This is a genomic window from Veillonella orientalis, from assembly GCF_018406505.1.
GTDB classification, from domain to species: Bacteria; Bacillota; Negativicutes; order Veillonellales; family Veillonellaceae; genus Veillonella; species Veillonella nakazawae.
Genome location: NZ_AP022322.1, coordinates 258,376 through 276,673 on the forward strand (window position 1 = coordinate 258,376; position 18,298 = coordinate 276,673).

Here is an 18,298-nt window from a genome sequence, read left to right on the forward strand (position 1 = left end):
AATCATTATTTATTGTGTGAGGTTTATTATGATTAAACGTAAAATGACCAGTGCTTTTGCAGTGGTAGCCATGATGGGTGTGGCTACAGCGTTTGCTGTTAATCCATTTTCCGATGTTCCGTCCGATAGCTGGGCATATCAAGCAGTAGATCAATTGGCTACAGCTGGTATTATCAATGGTTATCCTGATGGTACTTTTAAAGGCCAAAATAACATTACTCGTTACGAAATGGCTCAAATGATTGCGAAAGGCATGGCTAATCAAGATCGTGCTAATGCAGAACAACAAGCTATGTTGAACCGCTTGGCCGATGAGTTTTCCAATGAATTGAATACACTTGGTGTGCGTGTAGCTAAATTGGAAGACCGCGTAGGCAATGTAAAGGTTACTGGTGATGCTCGTATTAACTACATCGGTAGAGAGGGGATCGATGGTTATGATTACGAAGATAAACTTACAGCCCGTGTACGTTTAGGCCTAGATGCAAAGGTTAATAAAAATACATCTGTAAAAGCTCGTATTACAACAGGCTCTATTGAACTAGGTGATAGTTCTAAAGATGCTCAAGCTAATTGGGATTTAGCATATGTAGAGCATAAATTCGGTAAAAATGTTGTAGTTGATGCTGGTCGTTATACCCAAAAATTTGGTGGTGGCTTGATTTATAGCTCTAACTTTGATGGTGTAGGCGCTACAGCGAAGCTAGGTGATAAAGTTACATTAAATGGTGCATATGGTTATATGACAGCAGGCCGTTTTGCTAAGACTAGCAGAGAAGATAACGGTGATGTAGGTCTTATTAATGCCCATGTAGCTGTTAATGATCACTTTAGCTTTGGCGGTATGTTTGCTCATGTAGGTACAACAAATGTACGTATGGGTAATGGCAAGAAAAATAACGAATTCGATAATGTATATGGCTTTAATGCTAAATATAATGTTGGTAAATTCGGTATTGATGGCGAGTGGGTAAAAGCATCTGGCTTGAGTGATTCCGATGTTTGGAACGTAGGCGTTAAATGGGGCGATTATAAAATTAACAAGAAAAACTCTTGGGTTATCCGCTTAGATTACTTTGATCAAGCTAAAAATGCACCTGTATTTAAAACGCAAAAATATGAATCTAATGATTTATTGAAGAAAACACGTTATGAAGGTTATAAAGCATGGCAATTAGGTGCATCTTACGCACCAGAGAAAAATATTGGTATTAATGCATACTATGGCTTCCATGCGAAAACACAAGATGGTAACCGTGTAAATGATTTCTACCGTGCAGACCTCAACTTCAAATTCTAGTTCTAATTTTAGGATGGATCTGGATTTAATAACTAATTAGTTTTAAGTTCTAAGTAGAATGCTATGTGGATTGAAATTGTTAGCATGCTACATTAGGCCAACTAGATATATACTAGTAGTTTGTATAAGAAATAGTGAGGTTTATATGGCAGAAGTAGTAAAAAAACAGTTTAAGAGTAAATACCATATTTTAATATGGATTGCGGTTTTATCCCTAATATTTATGGGAATGGTAGAATATGGTTATGTAACAGGAGGTAGATCATTTGGTAACTGGAAGGTTCACTTAGGTCTTATTCCTTATGTTGCATGGCTTGTATTAACATATATTGCAACAAGACCAAAATGGTTTATCAAACGATATAATCCAAAAGAAATGTTTGAAGTTCATCGCATCGTAGGTATCGTTAGTGTTGTTCTTGTATGTGCACATTGGTATGTATACTTCTTGAAAGCATTGAAGTCCTTCTTAGGATTCTGGGGCGGTTATATCTCCCTTGGAGCCATGTTTATTGCTCTTATCTTTGCCGTATTGTACTTAACGCCTTGGGTAGGCAATATGGCAAAATCTGTATCTCGTAAAAAAGCAATCTGGATTCATCGTTTGAACCTTATTGCTATCATTGCAGCAAATATTCATGTTCATGGTTTTGGACGTTTGTCTAAAATGGTACCATTCTTGCCTGTATTTGATGTAGTGACGTATGCACTTGTTATTTACTACATCTATTGGATGTTTAAACAAAAATAAATGATATATACGTACTTTTATTCTTATAAAAGTCGTATAATCATAGAATTAAAAAGAGACCATCTCTACCCTTTATATGTGGAAGAGATGGTCTTTTTTTGTAGTTTACGATACAATAATATTATGAGTATATTCTATTATTTTGTGCAAGTATATACTGATAAGAAAGAAGGTCACTATGGAGTCTTCTTGGAAACGAATTATCTATTTAATCTGTATTATACAGATCGGTGGGGGAATAACAATTATAGGGGTACTATCATTCCTTCCGTTATTCCTTATAGAGTTAGGTCTACATAATCCAGGTGAAGCTGCTATGTGGGCCGGAATTGTATCAGGGGTAACGCCTTGTATGGTAGCGCTTAGTGCACCGTATTGGTCGCGTAAAGCAAATCAACTGGGACCTCGTAAGGTAATGATGTTTATCTTATTTACCTTAATGGTTACAGTCGGGGCCTGTGCTTTCACCCAAACCCCAGCACAGTTATTAGCCCTAAGGGTATTACAAGGTGTAGTTGGCGGGTATGTACCAATCGGTTTGGCTATTATTGTACTCATTACGCCTGAGGAAAAGGTGCCATGGGCGATGGGGCTGTATCAAGCATCTATGGTGATGGGCCTCGTCTTTGGTCCTCTTATGGGCGGCTTAGCGGCTGATCTATTAGGCTATAGAGCGCCATTCTTTGTCTTTTCAGGATTGACTGGTATTTGCTTATTAGGTATCTATTTCTTAATGCCTAATTTACAGTTTAAGCATAAGGTAGACGCTCAAGAATCACAGGTTTCTTTGATTAAATCATTTTTGATGATACCTCGAGTTCGTCTATTAGTGGCGATGCAGTTTTTATGTAACTTTGGTATTACTGGTATTGGTCCCATCTTACCGCTTTATATCAAACACTATATGGCAGTAAATGATGAATTTGTGGCTACCATTGTAGGGATTATTATCTTTGGGGCTGGTTTGTTTAGTGCCTTAGCATCCATTTCAATCGGTAAGGTAACACAACGATTGACCATGCCTCGTATTATCTTTACTGCTACATGGGCGGTGGGATCTTTATTTATTTTGCAATACTTAATGCCTAGTATATGGGGACTTGGCGTATTCCGTGCTATAGCCGGATTCTTTATGGGCTTTATTACGCCAATTGCAAATACGCTGATATCCAAGGCCGTCCCTGTTGAGCGACGCGGCATTGTCTTTGGTGCCGTATCTAGCGTAGCCATGATGGGTAATGTTTTAGGCCCTGTTATTAGTGGTGTTATTGCGCGTGCCTTTGGATATGGTGCTGTGTTTTGGTCTACGGCGACAATATTCTTTGTGGCGTCCTGGTTTGTATATCGTAATTTAGTTATGTCTCGTGAAAGCAGTTCATCATAGTGAATCTACTTTCAATGAAATATAATAATTGTAGTTGTAGTTGTAGTTGTAGTTGTAGTTGTAGTTGTAGTTGTAGTTGTAGTTGTAGTTGTAGTTGTAGTTGTAGAGAAAAATATTATGTGAGTAGCAAATACCAATGAGAGGGGTTGGTGTATGTTGTGTAGTGGGCTAGTAGATAGAGTAAGGCTACTAATTATAAGAGAGATGAGAGTGTATCGTTATGTTGTTGAAACAATTAGAGTATTTTGTGTGTGTAGTTGATAATAATAGTTTTACTCAAGCTGCGACAGAGCAGTATGTGTCTCAATCTGCTATTTCACAACAAATTAAAGCCCTTGAAATAAGTTTAGGCGTGGAGCTGATGGTACGAGAAAAACGAAGCTTTCACCTAACACCAGCAGGGCAATATTTATATCGATCTGGTAAAAAATTACTAGAACGCTTTCACGATATTAAGGTAGAAACAACCCGGATTGGTACAGATGCACGTGTTAGCTTACGAATTGGCTATTTAAATCGCTATAGTGGGATGGCTATGCAGCAAACGGTCATTCGTATGGCTAAACGCTATAAAAACCTAGATATCCGCATGTATAGTGGCAGCCATGAGGAACTATATGGCATGTTAGATGATCGTCGCGTAGATGTAATATTTAATGATCAGTGGCAGATTTTATCTGATGATTATGAAAGTCATTTGATTGATAAGGCGACCACTGTAATTGAAGTGCCACAAGGTTATACAAAGGAAGGTAGCGTCGAAATTAAAACTATTGATGACTTACCACTTATCTTAGTTTGTCGCGGTAAGTATACGCTAGCTGAGGAAGAACATTATCGTAAGGCCATTGGTTATGTTGGTGCCTTTGCATATGCTCGTACATTAGAGGAGGCTCGCTATTTAGTAGCAGGTCAACAAGGACTATTGCTGCTTGATCGTTTTAAATATTTAACCGACTCCATGCCAGGTATTGAGCGCAAGGTATTAACTAACCATGGTAAATCGATGGAGCGCAATTACTACTTTGTATCGCAACAAAATCAAAGTAACACCTATGTAGAAGCCTTTAGAGAAATGTTTAAACAAGTTTTAGCAGAGTTTTAATGTATCAAAGACGGATTATGTAAAATAAATTTAATCGTCATATAACAAATAAACAATTACAATATAAAAGCCGTTAGCATATGCTAACGGCTTTATTGTTTGAATATTGCTTTATTGAGGATCGTTTAATTAAACATATTCCAAGAGCATTGTAACACCATCGATGAATAATTTTATACCATAAATGACGAGTACTGCACCACAGAAGCGATTGATCCAAGCCATATGGGTAATTTTGATTTTTTTAGCTAATAAATGCATGGTGGCAGCCAAGGCTCCAAACCACATTGGGGTCATAGCTAGGAAGCCTCCAAAGAAATAATAAATACCTTCTTCAGGTATATTAGCTTGAAAGGCGCCGAGCATCATAGTTGCATCAAGAACGGCTTGAGGATTCCCCCAGGATACAGCGATAGCGGATAGGATAATTTTACGAATTGGAATATTCGTATTTACATTGCGTATATCTGGTTCAGTTCTGAATATATTAAAGCCCATGTATACAATCAGTAGGCCCCCAAAAAGGAGTACGATAAGCTTTGTAAGAGGCCACATTTCAAGAATGGCGCCGATACCAAAGAAGGCTGCCGTACTGAGGCTCATATCAAATAGTGCCAATATGATAAGGGTCAATATGATACGACGTATAGGCTGTACCAATGCTGTGTTGATGATGAAGAGGTTTTGCATGCCAACAGGGGCAAATGTTGCGAGACCGACAAGAAGTCCTTGTAAGAAGTACATGTTAACCCTCCTAACTATAGTATGATAAAGTACTAATAAGGTGAATAGTAGCACGAAACCCCTCCATTACTGGAGGGGTTATTACTATTCTAACTATATACAATTATATCATATTAAAATAGGTATGTATATTTCTTACCATAAACCAATCATATGTTGTGTAGCTAGGCTGACTGCTGTGATGGCAATCCAGCAACAAGCACCCAATGCAAGGGCAGAACCACCGGATTTTATCAATTTTACGATATTAGTATTAAGACCGATAGCAACCATGGCCATTGTAATAAAGTATTTGGAAATAGTTTTGAATACACTCAAAAATTGAATATCTACATTCGCATAGGATAATGCTGTTGTAATAAGAGAACAAATCACAAAGTATAAAACAAATTTAGGGAAGATTTTAGCGATGCTAACACTGCTACCATCAGCTTGAGCAGCACTTTGTTTTGCTTTATATACTTGGTAACTTGCTAAACCTAAACAAATCGGAATAATTGCAAGGGTACGTGTTAATTTAACGATTGTTGCATATTCTAGAACTTGTGTACCAGTGCCTTTCATGCTATCCCATACAGCAGCAGTAGCTGTTACAGAGGATGTATCGTTTACAGCGGTACCAGCAAATAGACCAAAGCCCATATTAGAAAGACCAATAGCATCACCAAATGGAGGGAATACAAAAGCTGCTACTACATTGAAGAAGAATACAACGGAGATTGCTTGGGCAATATCTTGATCCTCTGCCTTGATGACTGGTGCAGCTGCAGCGATAGCAGAACCACCACAAATGGAGGAACCTACGCCGATAAGTACAGCTGTATTAGAGTCGATATGAGTGAGTCGATAGATAACATAGGACACGATTAAGGATGTAGCGATGGTTGAAATGATGACAGGTAATGAAATCCAACCTACATGTAAAATCTGTGTAATATTTAAGCCAAAGCCCAATAAAATAACGGCCCATTGTAAAATCTTTTTGGATGTAAATCCAATGCCGGCACCAGTTTTTTCGCGTTTCCAAGATGTGAATATAGAGCCAATAATTATACCTAAGATAATGGCAAAGATTGGACTACCAATAAGGTGAAATTCCAGGCCTAATAGCCAACAAGGAATAGCGAGGACTGCACAGAGCAGAATGCCTGGCAATGTTTTTTGATTGATACCCATAATAAAAACCTCCTTACTGTACATACAGTTCACGTCATATGTGGTATCATGTGGCGTTTCTCTTCTATAGTTTTAATAGTACCACATTGGGGGAATTATAATCTACTAGTAATGTAAGAAATATACAGTATATTCATTTTTGTAAATATATAAGAACGAAGAGTATAATAAATGAATATTAATTATAAATATTGAATTAATACGATTTTTGTGGATTTCTTATGAAGGATATAGGTTATAATAAATATTTATATGTGATGAAAATCTCTTGTTTTTCATTGAATATATTGTATATAATGAATAGAATCTATTTTATAGATAGAAATGTAAATGAGGTACCTTATGATTGATATTAAAAAAATAATTGAAACCAATAAAGAGTATGTGAAAAACCACCCAGAATTACCAAAAGCAGGATTAACAAGCCATCCTACAAAAAAACTAGGTATTGTCACATGTATGGATACGCGTTTAGTCTGCATGCTAGAAGAGGCATTAGGTTTTAACCGTGGTGAAATCATCGTTATAAAAACAGCCGGTAATAGTGTAACACAACCTATCGATAATATCGTACAAAGCTTGCTAGTTGCTACCTATGGTATGGAAATTGAAGATGTATTAGTCATCGGCCATGAGAACTGCGGCATGATTGATTTCTCTGCTACAACTTTTATGGAGTCCATGAAAGAAAAAGGTATCAGTGAAGATGCGATTCGCATGATCGAACCAGGACTTATTGATTGGATGGATCGTTTCCACATATCCGAAGACAATGTAATCTATACAGTTAACTTCTTGCGTAACCACCCACTATTCCCAAAAGGAATGGGATTCTATGGAGGCATGATGGATCCTGATACAGGCGAATTCCGTTATATTGAGATTTAGTGGTGACCTCGATGGGGCCCCGTTAGATAACTACATTTAGGTAAAAAAGAGTGATGACTAACCTCTACGCTCCAAAGCGAGCTAAGTCGCTAATCGGTTAGTCATCACTCTTTTTATAACTGTATTTATGAACTAGTCCCATCGAGTCTATTCATAAATCAATAAAACGAAATTCACTGTATCAAATAAGTAAGAGGGAAAAGTTATCGTCCTTTTTCCTACTGCACCTATGAATTAGTCCCATCAAATCTAAATGTCCATTAACGAGTTAGCGTAATTTCGCCGTATCGAGAGTGGGGGAGAAATTAATGGGGCCCCTTTACATAACTACATTTAGGTAAAAAAGAGTGATGACTAACCTCTACGCTCCAAAGCGAGCTAAGTCGCTAATCGGTTAGTCATCACTCTTTTTCTTTTTCTCCATATATAGCCAACCTATTATTCTCGCATTTATGGTTGTAGATAGGACTATATGGGACTGTTACATAAGTACAGCCATAAAAATCACAGAACCTAGTAAAGAGCGACTTAGCTCGCTTTGGAGCGATGAGCTAGGTTCTGTGATTTTTAACAAGGCTCGCACTAATGTATGGGGGCCCCATATAGTCCTATTATGGTAAACCTTAAGCGTAATAATAGGTTGACTATATATTCCCTTTGGCTGTATATTGTAATTAGATTGTAAACTTACTCACATAAATTGGTTAACCTATGCGGCGTTAAGTATCGCTGAGAGGAGACGTGTATGAAGCAGTTAGGTATTTCTATAATTGGAACCGATACAGATGTAGGCAAGACGTTTGTGACAGGGTTGTTAGGGGCTATGGCTGTTGATGATGGCTTTGCGGTTGGTATGGTTAAACCGGTGTCCTCCAGCGCAGTACCTTTTCCTGAATGTGTAACGATGGATGAGGATAATTATAATGTGGATCTTGAAAGCAAGGATGCTACATATTTGATGCGTGCTGCAGGCGTTCCTGAGTCGCGCCGTCACGAGGTTAATCCATATGCTATTGCTGGAGATTTTTCTCCTCGTCTTGCAGCAGAATTAGCTGGTATAGAAATCGATTATGCTGGTGTAGTAGCTCATACATTAGATGTTGTCAATCGCTATGATTTAACCTTTGTAGAAGGTGCTGGTGGTATTACAACACCTCTTTACGGCGATAAAACATTCACGGATTTAATGAAAGATATTAAATTGCCAGCTATCGTTGTAGCTGATGGACGGTTGGGCTCCATTAACCGCGCTATTTTAACTTGTGAATACGCGAAGATGCATGGTATTGAGGTGAAAGCTATCATTGTCAATGATACGACTGCAGTGGATCCGTTCTTGTTGAAAACAAATGTGGAAGACATGGAACGATATACAGGTATTCCTGTGGTGGCTGTTGTACCGCCATACCAAGGTCCGGATATCCAAAAGGTTCAGCTTGGTTGGGCTCGGTCCTTTGTGGACTCTAAGAAGGTGTGGAATACAGTACTAGGCATATAGTAGTTAGATATTGAAATTTAATCTGGCCTAATCATTTATCTTTATAGATTGTTATAGTAGTAGAGCTTTATAGGGATAGGGAATTATAGTTTGTAAAATTGTACGTATGAGGTGACGAAATGGCAGAGAAACAGCTTTCACAAGCAGCACAATGGGATCATGAGTTTGTATGGCATCCATTTACACAAATGCAAGATTGGTTGGCACAAGAACCAGTAGTAATCGAACGTGGTGAGGGGGTATACCTCATCGATGAGAACGGTAAAAAGTATTATGATGGCGTGTCCTCCTTATGGGTTAATATTCATGGTCATAATCATCCTGTATTAAACCAGGCATTGAAGGAACAAGTAGATAAAATTGCTCATAGCACATTGCTCGGTCTTGTAAGCCCACCATCTGCACAGTTGTGTAAAGAATTAGTAGAGCTCGCTCCAGACGGTTTAAATAAGGTATTCTTATCCGATGATGGTAGTACAGCTATTGAAGTTGCCATCAAGATGGCCTACCAATATCGTCAACTTGTAGGGCAAACAAAGAAAACTAAGTTCATTGCTCTCAACGCGGGTTATCATGGGGATACATTGGGTACTGTATCTGTAGGCGGTATTCAATTATTCCACCAAGTATTCCATAATTTATTGTTCAAACCGTTGACATTGCCAAGCCCTGGCGTATATCGCGACGTAGCAGATCGAGATAAAGCCTTTGAAGAGTCTTTGGCTGAATTAGAGCGCATCCTCAATGAAGAGGGGGATGAAATTACAGCTCTCGTTATGGAACCATTAGTACAAGCCGCGGCAGGCATGCTCGTCATGCCTGATGGCTATTTGAAACGGGTTCGTGAATTAACTGCGAAACATGATGTATTCCTCATTGTCGATGAAGTAGCCACAGGTTTTGGTCGTACTGGTAAATTCTTTGCCTGCGAACACGAAGATGTGGCTCCAGACTTCATGACCTTATCTAAAGGGATTACTGGCGGTTATATGCCTCTCGCTGCCACATTGACGACACAACGTGTATTCGATGCATTTCTCGGTACCTTTGAAGAAAAGAAAACCTTCTACCATGGCCACTCCTATACAGGTAATGCCTTGGCTTGTGCCGTTGCATTAGCTTCGTTGAAAGTTTTCCGCGATGAAAAGGTCATCGAAGGATTGCCTAAAAAAATCGAGGCTTTCACCAATGCATTAAAACCTATTGAAAAATTAAAACATGTGAAAGAGGTTCGTCAACGAGGCCTCATCGTAGGTATTGAACTTGAAAAAGATGTGACCACTCATGAAGCATATCGTCCAAATGATGCGGTAGGGGCTAAGGTGGCTATTCTTGCTCGTGAACAAGGCCTTATTTGCCGTCCTATCGGCGATGTAGTAATTCTCATGCCTCCATTGGCGTCCACTGTGGAACAATTAGAGGATATGGTTCGCATCGTTGGTGAAAGTATTCAACGAGCTACCGAAGAAGAAGGGATTCTCGAAGATTTACGCCCAATTATTCTATAACGATTTACGTCTAAGTATTTTATAAAGATTTAGGGTAAACATAAAAGCTATATATGTCATGATGCTACGTGAGTAGTGTGGTCGACATATATAGCTTTTTATATTTATTTATTATGATGTTTTAGTTATGTCTTTAAACTATAGACTATACATTGTGAAAATTCGATGATATTTCTGCATATCTATGATACTATATATGTATAAAGGAGGTCATCGTATGGACATTTATGTAATTATGCAAGTTATTATTTTATTTGGTGCCATCTTCCTTGGTGTTCGCCTCGGTGGTATGGGCATCGGTTACGCTGGCGGCCTTGGGGTAGTATTGTTAAGCCTTGGTATGGGTATGTTCCCTGGACAGATTCCGTGGGATGTAATTCTCATCATCATGTCTGCTATCGCTGCCATCTGTGCCTTACAGTTAGCCGGTGGTCTTGATTATTTGGTGCGTATTGCGGAAAATATTTTGCGCAAAAACCCTAAACACATCAACTATTTAGCACCAACAGTAACGTATTTCTTAACTCTGTTGGCTGGTACTGGTCATACAGCATTTTCTATGATTCCGGTAATCGTAGAGGTGGCAAAAAGTGAAAACATTAAGCCATCTGTACCTTTATCCATCGCCGTTGTAGCGAGCCAAATCGCTATTACAGCGAGCCCAGTATCTGCAGCAGTTGTTGCTATGAGTGGTTTCCTTGAACCATTCGGTGTAAACTACCCAACATTACTCGCTATTTGTATTTCTACAACATTCGTAGCAGTTATGATTACTGCCTTTGTTATGTCTACATTTGCGAATAATGATTTGTCTTCTGATCCAGTATACCAAGAACGTTTGGCAGCAGGTCATGTGGCTCCACCTCGTGAAAAGAGTGCTGATTTCCACTTGAAACCAGGTGCGAAAACTTCTGTATTGATTTTCTTGATTGGTATTATTTGTATCGTATTCTATGCAACTGCCATCTCCAAGAACATTGGTCTTATTAAACCAGTTATCTTCGGTCGAAATGATGCCATCGTTGGATTCATGATGATTATTGCGGCTGCTATTACATTCTTCTGTAAGATTGATACAGCACAACTTGTTAATACAAGCACATTTAAATCCGGTTTATCCGCATGTGTCTGCGTATTAGGTGTAGCATGGTTGGGTGATACTTTCGTAAAAGGTCATATCCCTGAAATCAAAGCTCTAGCATCTAGCTTGGTAACAGCGTATCCATTCCTATTAGCCGTAGCATTCTTCTTTGCTAGTACATTGTTGTATAGCCAAGCGGCAACTACGCAAGCATTGGTACCAGCTGTAATTCTAGCTCTCGGTATTACTCCAGAGAACCCAGGATCCGTATACATTATCATCGCATCCTTCGCAGCTGTATCTGCACTTTTCGTATTGCCTACATACCCAACACTTTTAGGGGCTGTACAAATGGACGATACTGGCTCAACACGAATCGGTAAGCTCGTATTTAATCATCCGTTCTTCATCCCTGGTGTACTATCCATTGCTATCGCAGTAGCACTTGGCTTTGTAGTGGCTCCATTGATGCTGTAGTTGGTAAAAGCTAAATAAGGCTAATTCAAACATATTCAAATAAGAAATGGACGTAACTTTCAAAAGTTACGTCCTTTTTGTTTGATTTATTTAGAGAGTTTTTATTAACCTTTATTCTTACAATCTTTACATGTTCCGGCAATTTCCAAATGATGCTCCGTCACCGTAAAGCCTGCATCAATTAATTCCTGTGGCATTTCTACAACAGGGCATGTGTGCAGAGGTATCATGGCTCCACATTTTGTACACACTGCATAGTGGCGGTGTGTATGCGGTGTAATTTCATAATATGCCATATCGCTACCCATGAGTGTTGTACGGGTAACGATTTCCTTTGTTTCTAACAGCTCAAGAGTGCGGTAAATAGTAGACATCCATGTAGTGCTACCATCGCCTAATCGCTCTGCGATTTCCATAGCCGTAATAGGTTTATCTGTAGTTGTTAATACGGACCAAATGGCTTCGCGCTGTTTGGTTTTTTTTATGCCTTCAGGCCAACTTGTTGTATTCATAACGCTCTTTCGATTCTGTTTTAATACTAAACTTGTTATACAAGTATAAGTAGATAATTTTTTTGCACAGGATAGCCATCTTATTTTGCTAATAGAATAGCTATCTATATATTGATGATTATCTTTGTTTACTTGCTAAATTGCATACGGCGTAGGATGGTTCTGATATTTTTAATGACTAATACTACGAGTAGAATTGCAACTGATATTAGCGATACAAAACCACCTGGAGCTACATTGAGATAGTAGGATCCGAAGAGGCCGATAATCATGGCTAGCAAACTAAATCCAATAGAACAGAGTAATGTCGTTCTAAATCCTTTTTCTAGTTGTAATGCCGATGCTACAGGCAAGGCAATCATAGCACTTAATACGAGAACACCAACGATTTTAATAGAAATGGATACGGCCGCAGCCATTAAGATGGCAAAGATGTAATTGATAAAATCAACCTTAACACCGGCTACACGAGCTGCCTCTTCATCATAAGCGATGTAAAGAAGTGAGTTATATAAGAAATATAAGGTTAAAACAGATAGAATTGTTAGGGCTGCAATACTAATCATATCCGTAGTGTTTACGGTTAAGATACTGCCAAAGAAGAATACATTGGCGTTAGCTTTTAATTTACCTGAACTAATAAGGGTAATAGCTGTACCGATGCTAAGAGATAAGATAATAGTAAGAATCAGATCGAGATGGTGAGAAAAATATTTTCGCAAGAACTCGATAAGGGCACCGCAAATAGCAGTAAAGATAAATGCTCCTAAGATAGGATTCGTATTTGTTAATAAGCCTAATGTAATACCTGCTAGCGATGCGTGGCTCATGGTGTCGCCAATCATACTAGACCGACGAAGTACCATGAAAATACCAATACATGGACATAATAGAGAAATGCAGATAGCTACGAAGAAGGCATTTTGCATGAAATCATAACTAAACATGGTGCACCTCCTTAGTTGTAGTATCATCGACCTGAGCCTGAGCCTGAGCCTGAGCCTGAGCCTGAGCCTGAGCCTGAGCCTGAGCCTGAGCCTGAGCCTGAGCCTGAGTTGTTACATCTGTGAAGCAAACGCAGCTTTCGTGATCCATAGGATTGCGTCCTGTGCTGTGCATAATTTCACAAGCGTATTGTTCAGGGGAGCAAAGATGACCTTGTCCATTTGCGATATGGTAAATATTAGTTGAATTGGCTAAGGCCATTTCAAGGTTATGTTCCACCGAGATAATCGTAATGTGATGAACTTGATTTAATTCGCAGAGGAGTGAGTAAATGCCTTCTTGGCTTTTACGGTCAACACCAGTAGATGGTTCATCAAGTATGATGAGGTCAGGATTACCGATGAGGGCACGAGCGATAGATACGCGCTGTGCTTGACCACCAGATAGTTTGCTAATTAAACGGTCTTTGAACTCCATCATATTGGTGAGTTCTAAGACACGATCTACTTCATGTTTATCTTTAATTTTTAATAGCTTACGGTAGGAATCAAGTATTTCTTTTACCGTAATAGGGAAGCCTGCATGAGAGAAATCATTCTTTTGAGATACGTAGCGAATGTTGTTTGTATCTCGCTTGATAGAGCCTTTCACAGGTTTCAGGAACCCTAAGATGAGACGTAGAAGGGTACTTTTACCAGACCCATTGTCCCCAACGATGGATATATAATCACCACTGTGAATATGTAAGTTAAGGTCATTCAACACATAAGGTGGCTGACCTTGATAGGAAAAATAAAGATGTTCAATAGATAACATATAAAAACCACTTTTCTAATTGACAAAATCTTGAGTAAGTTTATACTATAACTATATTACAAATGCAACTGAGTCGCAACTGCAACTATAGAATGATTAATATTCTATGAATGCATAGCGATCAGGATTAACAAAAGGAGGACTACGATGGTCAAAAAACTAGTTTTGTTAGTTGTAGGCATCATGATGGCCGCTCTATTTGCAGGCTGTGGCAATGATGCACCGAAGGAACAAGCAAGTAAGAAGATCCAAGTGGTAACAAGTTTTAATGCAATGGCTGAATTTGCAAAGGCTATTGGCGGTGACAAGGTAGAGGTATCTACTATTATTCCAGATGGCGTAGAGCCCCATGATTTTGAGTTGAAACCTGACAATATGAAACAATTGGCAACAGCTCAAGTATTCGTGTACAACGGTTTCGGTATGGAACCTTGGGCACAACAAGCGATTGATGCGGCTAAAAACAGCAAGCTCATCACTGTTGTTGCTACAGAGGGCGTAGAAGCTATCAAAAATACTGATCCTGAAGAAATTAAGGAACATGGCGCAGAAGATCCTCATGCATGGTTATCTTTAAAAAATGCAAAAATCGAAGTGAAAAATATTAAAGATGCTTTTGTAAAAGCTGACCCAGCTAATAAGGATTACTACGAAAAGAATTACAATGACTACGTAGCTAAACTTGATGAAATGATTAAGAAATATGAAGGTCAATTTGCACAAGCGCCTCATAAAAACTTTGTTACAGGTCATGCAGCATTTGCGTACTTATGTCGTGACTTTGGTTTGGAACAAAATAGTGTAGAAGATGTATTTGCTGAAGGCGAACCAAATGCAGCGCAATTGGCAGAACTCATCAAGTATTGTAAAGAAAACAATATCACTACTATCTTCGCAGAAGAAATGGCTAGCCCAGAAGTATCCAAGACTTTGGCAAGCGAAGTTGGTGCTAAGGTAGAAACTATTTACACAATCGAAAGTAACGAAGATAATAAAACATACTTAGAACGTATGGATGAAAACCTTACAAAAATTGCAGCATCTTTGAAATAAGATGAATGAAAAGCAGCCCTAAAATGAACTGCATCCCCTTTACTGGACAATCAGTAAAGGGGGTACAAAACAAAGGGCTGCTTTTTTATTTGTATGCTATGTTAGTTTCAACTAAAGTTTAACGAATATAGTATAATATATATTACGAGATAAAATAAAAAGGAGGTCCAACATGGTTATCACTAATAGATTGGGGATTGCCGATTCCCCAACATTGGCTAGAGAAGAAGAACGAATAAGTAAAAAAGCGGCAACAACATTGTTTGAAAAAAACTTACTTAATGATATGCCTAGTGGTACGTGGACTACCTTGCAAAAAATACATACTATATTATTTCAAGATATATATGATTTTGCTGGTACATTGCGGACTGTGAATATTGCAAAAGGAAATTTCCGCTTTGTTCCTGTCATGTATCTTGCTGAAGCGGTTAAAACTATTGAAGATATGCCGCAATCTACCTTTGATGAAATTATAGAAAAATATGTTGAAATGAATGTAGCCCATCCTTTTAGAGAAGGTAATGGGCGGAGTATGCGATTATGGCTTGATCATATGCTGTGTACAGAATTACTAAAGACTATAGACTGGAGTCAAATTGATAAGGAAAAATATTTATCTGCTATGGAGCGAAGTCCAGTAAATGATTTAGAAATTAAAACTGTTCTAGCTAAGGCGCTTACAAGTGATATCAATAATCGAGAATTATTTATGAAAGGCCTTGACCATAGTTATTATTTTGAAGGCTATCAATTATTTAAGAGTGAGGATTTATAAGGTATAGTATTATGAATGGTTTGTTTGGTCCTTATATAGAAAAATGGATGCATTTAATCACTATTAAGAATATGTTATTATTAGCTGTTATATCAGCAATCATAACTGACTTGGGGTTACATATATTATCGCTAATTTTCTCCAAAAGCCCATTTTTTAAAACATTTATTTGGGAGATTATAAGCCCCGTAGAGATTGAGGTAGTGCCTATCGTTGGATATGTACTTGGAATTGTAGCATTTGTTCTCGCATCTTCTGGTATTTTATATGGTATTTTCAAGATCTTTAAGGGGCAGGTTACATATAAGCAACTAGTAGCAGACTTACTTTTGAATACTTGTATTGCTGGTTGGATTCATTTAATTTTTGTGCTTTTTGCTGCACCTATTTATCTCTTATTAAACTTACAAATTCGAGGTGGGGCGGGCGGATTAAGTACGATAGAGCTCTTTAACGTCTTTGTTATGGCTCAGCTTATGTCTAAGCAATTTGGATTAAGTCCTTGGATCACTGGGATTTCCTTTTATATAGTATCTTTCATCTTTGGTGCTGGCGGTATTATATTGTCCATGTCTCTTTAAATACATATGTAATAGAAATGTTGATAGATGCTAATAGGTGTCTATCAACTTTTTTATTACTATATTTATTTGGATAATTTATAATGAATTTATATTTAATTTAAAAGTGTATTATGCTACAATGATAAAAATATGTGCTTTAGATGTTTTGGAGGGGAACATATGGAACGAAAATGGTATTTAGATTTTTGGGCTTTGATTAGAGAGCCTTTTAAACGTGGCATTCCAGAGATTGTTGAATTTGGTACAATTCAACGCGGTTTTGCTGCAACGGTAGCCATGGTTGCGATAACTTTAGTATTTTCTGCTATTACAGAGTTGCTATTGGCTTATGTATTTGGTGCTCATATAGTGAAACTGGGTAGTGTTATAGGCCGATTTGCTGGTCAAGGTGTAATGTCCTTAACGCTTGGTTTGATAGGTACGTTTTTTGTTTTAGCAATTTATTCTGTTATTTTTAGTCAGGTAGCTAATAAGTTTGGGGCCCATACTAATTACGAATCTGTTTTAAAAATCTGTTGGTATCAAAGTGCATATACTCAGTTTCTATCAATAATGATAGGACTCCTTGAGATTATGCTGGTTATCATAGCAAAGGGATTAGGCTTTTATGAGGCATCATCAACGCTTGGATTAACCATATTTAATTATTTTTTCCAAATCGTCAATCTAGGCACTTTTATTTGGTTTTTGTGGGTCAGCTTATCACTTATGGGACGTCAAATTGAAAAGGGACGACTTGCGACTTTTGGTATTGGAATTTTGGCATCTTTAATTCCTGTGGCCTTTATTGGCATATTGGTAGGCATGGTTATGCTTGCTACATCTAGATAATTACATAGCATGAAAAATATGAAAGCAAGGTATGATTATACCTTGCTTTTGTGCTATAATAATGAACAGAGTATGAATTAAAAATAAAATTATTGTTAGAAATTCGTAATCTTGTGTTGTGTGCGGCATCATTCTATATGGAATGGTGCTATTCTTGTTGAGTAAAAGGTGGTGAGAGGTATGATGGCAGGTTTAGTAGAGTTCGTATATCGCTTATTAAACCCCATTGAAGAAAAAAATCCACGAATGTACCACTATGATGTTACCTATGGACAGCTTGCTTGGATGCTCGTATTGACGCTCATATGCTATCAATTTACCATCGTCGGTGAAAGTGTATATTTAGATGCTATACGTGCTTTGATACGCAACTCATCACTATTAGTGAAGTGGCAAATGTTTTCTCTTCCCGTAGGTCAACATGAGATACAAGTCTTTTTTGAACACTTAAGTAAACCGCGTGAGTTTTGGAATATCGGTCGGTTTGCATGGGTAATTTTAAAAGCGGCCCTCGTGTCTGGCATTGTTATAGGCTATGCGATAATACAAAAACGTAAGTTCTATATCCGCGGCGTAGTCACTGGGGTTTTACATATGATGGCCTTTGCTCAATTAGTAGTAGCTATGATCACTCTTACGGCAGGTATTATGTTGATTCTTACGACCATACCAATTCTGCTACAAGCTATTATTGGTTTTTGTATGATTGTATTATGCATTCTTAGTACTGTATTGTTACTACAGACCATGGGACGTATTGCAGGGGCTTGTATTGATGGTAGTGCTTATGAAGGCCTAAGCATTATGTTGCTTGCCATTCTAGTGGCTTTGTTGTGTGAAGTACTATATACATTAACTCGATAACAG

At 38.1% G+C, this 18,298-nt stretch carries 18 protein-coding genes; 13 read left to right on the top strand and 5 right to left on the bottom strand.

Annotated features, from left to right (window positions below):
• Positions 1 to 28 precede the first annotated feature (28 nt).
• The 4 genes from VEIS1202513_RS01060 to VEIS1202513_RS01075 all read left to right on the top strand — a co-directional run bounded on the left by VEIS1202513_RS01060 (position 29) and on the right by VEIS1202513_RS01075 (position 4,540).
• On the top strand, positions 29 to 1,300 hold the full coding sequence (locus VEIS1202513_RS01060; protein WP_213467598.1) for a putative porin: 1,272 nt from the start codon (positions 29 to 31) through the stop codon (positions 1,298 to 1,300).
• Between the two features lie 145 nt (positions 1,301 to 1,445).
• Complete coding sequence (locus VEIS1202513_RS01065) at positions 1,446 to 2,051, top strand: ferric reductase-like transmembrane domain-containing protein (RefSeq protein WP_024066459.1); 606 nt, start codon at positions 1,446 to 1,448, stop codon at positions 2,049 to 2,051.
• Between the two features lie 178 nt (positions 2,052 to 2,229).
• A complete protein-coding gene (locus tag VEIS1202513_RS01070) occupies positions 2,230 to 3,435 on the top strand; it encodes an MFS transporter (RefSeq protein ID WP_213467599.1) in 1,206 nt (401 codons plus the stop codon).
• Between the two features lie 220 nt (positions 3,436 to 3,655).
• Positions 3,656 to 4,540 (top strand): LysR family transcriptional regulator, encoded by an 885-nt coding sequence (locus tag VEIS1202513_RS01075; RefSeq protein ID WP_213467600.1) that lies wholly within the window; start codon positions 3,656 to 3,658, stop codon positions 4,538 to 4,540.
• A gap of 129 nt (positions 4,541 to 4,669) precedes the next feature.
• Here the strand turns inward: VEIS1202513_RS01075 and VEIS1202513_RS01080 are convergent, their stop codons facing one another.
• Together VEIS1202513_RS01080 and VEIS1202513_RS01085 are read right to left on the bottom strand one after the other, a co-directional pair.
• The gene (locus VEIS1202513_RS01080; protein WP_105085159.1) at positions 4,670 to 5,284 is read right to left on the bottom strand and encodes a LysE/ArgO family amino acid transporter; all 615 of its coding nucleotides are present in this window, start codon (positions 5,282 to 5,284) and stop codon (positions 4,670 to 4,672) included.
• Positions 5,285 to 5,419: 135 nt separating this feature from the next.
• The gene (locus VEIS1202513_RS01085; protein WP_105085160.1) at positions 5,420 to 6,460 is read right to left on the bottom strand and encodes a YeiH family protein; all 1,041 of its coding nucleotides are present in this window, start codon (positions 6,458 to 6,460) and stop codon (positions 5,420 to 5,422) included.
• Between the two features lie 342 nt (positions 6,461 to 6,802).
• Between VEIS1202513_RS01085 and VEIS1202513_RS01090 the strand changes: the two genes are divergently transcribed.
• The 4 genes from VEIS1202513_RS01090 to VEIS1202513_RS01105 all read left to right on the top strand — a co-directional run bounded on the left by VEIS1202513_RS01090 (position 6,803) and on the right by VEIS1202513_RS01105 (position 11,912).
• Positions 6,803 to 7,348, top strand: coding sequence for a beta-class carbonic anhydrase (locus VEIS1202513_RS01090; RefSeq protein ID WP_213467601.1), 546 nt, complete (start codon positions 6,803 to 6,805; stop codon positions 7,346 to 7,348).
• Positions 7,349 to 8,093: 745 nt separating this feature from the next.
• Positions 8,094 to 8,846: a dethiobiotin synthase gene (gene bioD / locus VEIS1202513_RS01095; protein WP_213467602.1), complete on the top strand. Its 753-nt coding sequence runs from the start codon at positions 8,094 to 8,096 to the stop codon at positions 8,844 to 8,846.
• A 119-nt stretch (positions 8,847 to 8,965) separates the two neighbouring features.
• A complete protein-coding gene (bioA, locus tag VEIS1202513_RS01100; protein ID WP_213467603.1) occupies positions 8,966 to 10,354 on the top strand; it encodes an adenosylmethionine--8-amino-7-oxononanoate transaminase in 1,389 nt (462 codons plus the stop codon).
• Positions 10,355 to 10,571: 217 nt separating this feature from the next.
• Entirely contained in the window at positions 10,572 to 11,912 is a 1,341-nt protein-coding gene (locus tag VEIS1202513_RS01105; protein ID WP_156719708.1) for an anaerobic C4-dicarboxylate transporter, read from the top strand.
• Positions 11,913 to 12,016: 104 nt separating this feature from the next.
• On the opposite strand, the gene VEIS1202513_RS01110 is transcribed toward VEIS1202513_RS01105, so the two are convergent.
• The 3 genes from VEIS1202513_RS01110 to VEIS1202513_RS01120 form a co-directional block, all read right to left on the bottom strand.
• Positions 12,017 to 12,424, bottom strand: a complete 408-nt coding sequence (locus VEIS1202513_RS01110) for a Fur family transcriptional regulator (protein ID WP_060923908.1) — start codon at positions 12,422 to 12,424, stop codon at positions 12,017 to 12,019.
• 128 nt (positions 12,425 to 12,552) lie between these two features.
• Positions 12,553 to 13,371, bottom strand: a complete 819-nt coding sequence (locus VEIS1202513_RS01115) for a metal ABC transporter permease (RefSeq protein WP_129823613.1) — start codon at positions 13,369 to 13,371, stop codon at positions 12,553 to 12,555.
• Positions 13,364 to 14,185, bottom strand: a complete 822-nt coding sequence (locus VEIS1202513_RS01120) for a metal ABC transporter ATP-binding protein (RefSeq protein WP_213467604.1) — start codon at positions 14,183 to 14,185, stop codon at positions 13,364 to 13,366. The genes VEIS1202513_RS01115 and VEIS1202513_RS01120 overlap by 8 nt, the downstream gene beginning before the upstream one ends.
• A 147-nt stretch (positions 14,186 to 14,332) precedes the next feature.
• Between VEIS1202513_RS01120 and VEIS1202513_RS01125 the strand changes: the two genes are divergently transcribed.
• The 5 genes from VEIS1202513_RS01125 (at position 14,333) to VEIS1202513_RS01145 (ending at position 18,295) form a co-directional block, all read left to right on the top strand.
• Entirely contained in the window at positions 14,333 to 15,238 is a 906-nt protein-coding gene (locus VEIS1202513_RS01125; RefSeq protein ID WP_129823615.1) for a metal ABC transporter substrate-binding protein, read from the top strand.
• Positions 15,239 to 15,410: 172 nt separating this feature from the next.
• The gene (fic, locus tag VEIS1202513_RS01130) at positions 15,411 to 16,016 is read left to right on the top strand and encodes a protein adenylyltransferase Fic (protein ID WP_213467605.1); all 606 of its coding nucleotides are present in this window, start codon (positions 15,411 to 15,413) and stop codon (positions 16,014 to 16,016) included.
• 11 nt (positions 16,017 to 16,027) lie between these two features.
• A complete protein-coding gene (locus tag VEIS1202513_RS01135; RefSeq protein WP_213467606.1) occupies positions 16,028 to 16,597 on the top strand; it encodes a hypothetical protein in 570 nt (189 codons plus the stop codon).
• A gap of 162 nt (positions 16,598 to 16,759) precedes the next feature.
• Complete coding sequence (locus VEIS1202513_RS01140) at positions 16,760 to 17,431, top strand: hypothetical protein (RefSeq protein ID WP_156719703.1); 672 nt, start codon at positions 16,760 to 16,762, stop codon at positions 17,429 to 17,431.
• 180 nt (positions 17,432 to 17,611) lie between these two features.
• Positions 17,612 to 18,295 (top strand): hypothetical protein, encoded by a 684-nt coding sequence (locus VEIS1202513_RS01145; RefSeq protein WP_156719702.1) that lies wholly within the window; start codon positions 17,612 to 17,614, stop codon positions 18,293 to 18,295.
• Positions 18,296 to 18,298: the final 3 nt, after the last annotated feature.

Excerpts from the sequence above, each read along its gene's own strand:
- VEIS1202513_RS01060 (WP_213467598.1), top strand. The coding sequence starts at position 29 with ATGATTAAACGTAAAATGACCAGTGCTTTTGCAGTGGTAGCCATGATG.
- VEIS1202513_RS01065 (WP_024066459.1), top strand. The coding sequence starts at position 1,446 with ATGGCAGAAGTAGTAAAAAAACAGTTTAAGAGTAAATACCATATTTTA.
- VEIS1202513_RS01070 (WP_213467599.1), top strand. The coding sequence starts at position 2,230 with ATGGAGTCTTCTTGGAAACGAATTATCTATTTAATCTGTATTATACAG.
- VEIS1202513_RS01075 (WP_213467600.1), top strand. The coding sequence starts at position 3,656 with ATGTTGTTGAAACAATTAGAGTATTTTGTGTGTGTAGTTGATAATAAT.
- VEIS1202513_RS01080 (WP_105085159.1), bottom strand. The coding sequence starts at position 5,284 with ATGTACTTCTTACAAGGACTTCTTGTCGGTCTCGCAACATTTGCCCCT.
- VEIS1202513_RS01085 (WP_105085160.1), bottom strand. The coding sequence starts at position 6,460 with ATGGGTATCAATCAAAAAACATTGCCAGGCATTCTGCTCTGTGCAGTC.
- VEIS1202513_RS01090 (WP_213467601.1), top strand. The coding sequence starts at position 6,803 with ATGATTGATATTAAAAAAATAATTGAAACCAATAAAGAGTATGTGAAA.
- bioD (WP_213467602.1), top strand. The coding sequence starts at position 8,094 with ATGAAGCAGTTAGGTATTTCTATAATTGGAACCGATACAGATGTAGGC.
- bioA (WP_213467603.1), top strand. The coding sequence starts at position 8,966 with ATGGCAGAGAAACAGCTTTCACAAGCAGCACAATGGGATCATGAGTTT.
- VEIS1202513_RS01105 (WP_156719708.1), top strand. The coding sequence starts at position 10,572 with ATGGACATTTATGTAATTATGCAAGTTATTATTTTATTTGGTGCCATC.
- VEIS1202513_RS01110 (WP_060923908.1), bottom strand. The coding sequence starts at position 12,424 with ATGAATACAACAAGTTGGCCTGAAGGCATAAAAAAAACCAAACAGCGC.
- VEIS1202513_RS01115 (WP_129823613.1), bottom strand. The coding sequence starts at position 13,371 with ATGTTTAGTTATGATTTCATGCAAAATGCCTTCTTCGTAGCTATCTGC.
- VEIS1202513_RS01120 (WP_213467604.1), bottom strand. The coding sequence starts at position 14,185 with ATGTTATCTATTGAACATCTTTATTTTTCCTATCAAGGTCAGCCACCT.
- VEIS1202513_RS01125 (WP_129823615.1), top strand. The coding sequence starts at position 14,333 with ATGGTCAAAAAACTAGTTTTGTTAGTTGTAGGCATCATGATGGCCGCT.
- fic (WP_213467605.1), top strand. The coding sequence starts at position 15,411 with ATGGTTATCACTAATAGATTGGGGATTGCCGATTCCCCAACATTGGCT.
- VEIS1202513_RS01135 (WP_213467606.1), top strand. The coding sequence starts at position 16,028 with ATGAATGGTTTGTTTGGTCCTTATATAGAAAAATGGATGCATTTAATC.
- VEIS1202513_RS01140 (WP_156719703.1), top strand. The coding sequence starts at position 16,760 with ATGGAACGAAAATGGTATTTAGATTTTTGGGCTTTGATTAGAGAGCCT.
- VEIS1202513_RS01145 (WP_156719702.1), top strand. The coding sequence starts at position 17,612 with ATGATGGCAGGTTTAGTAGAGTTCGTATATCGCTTATTAAACCCCATT.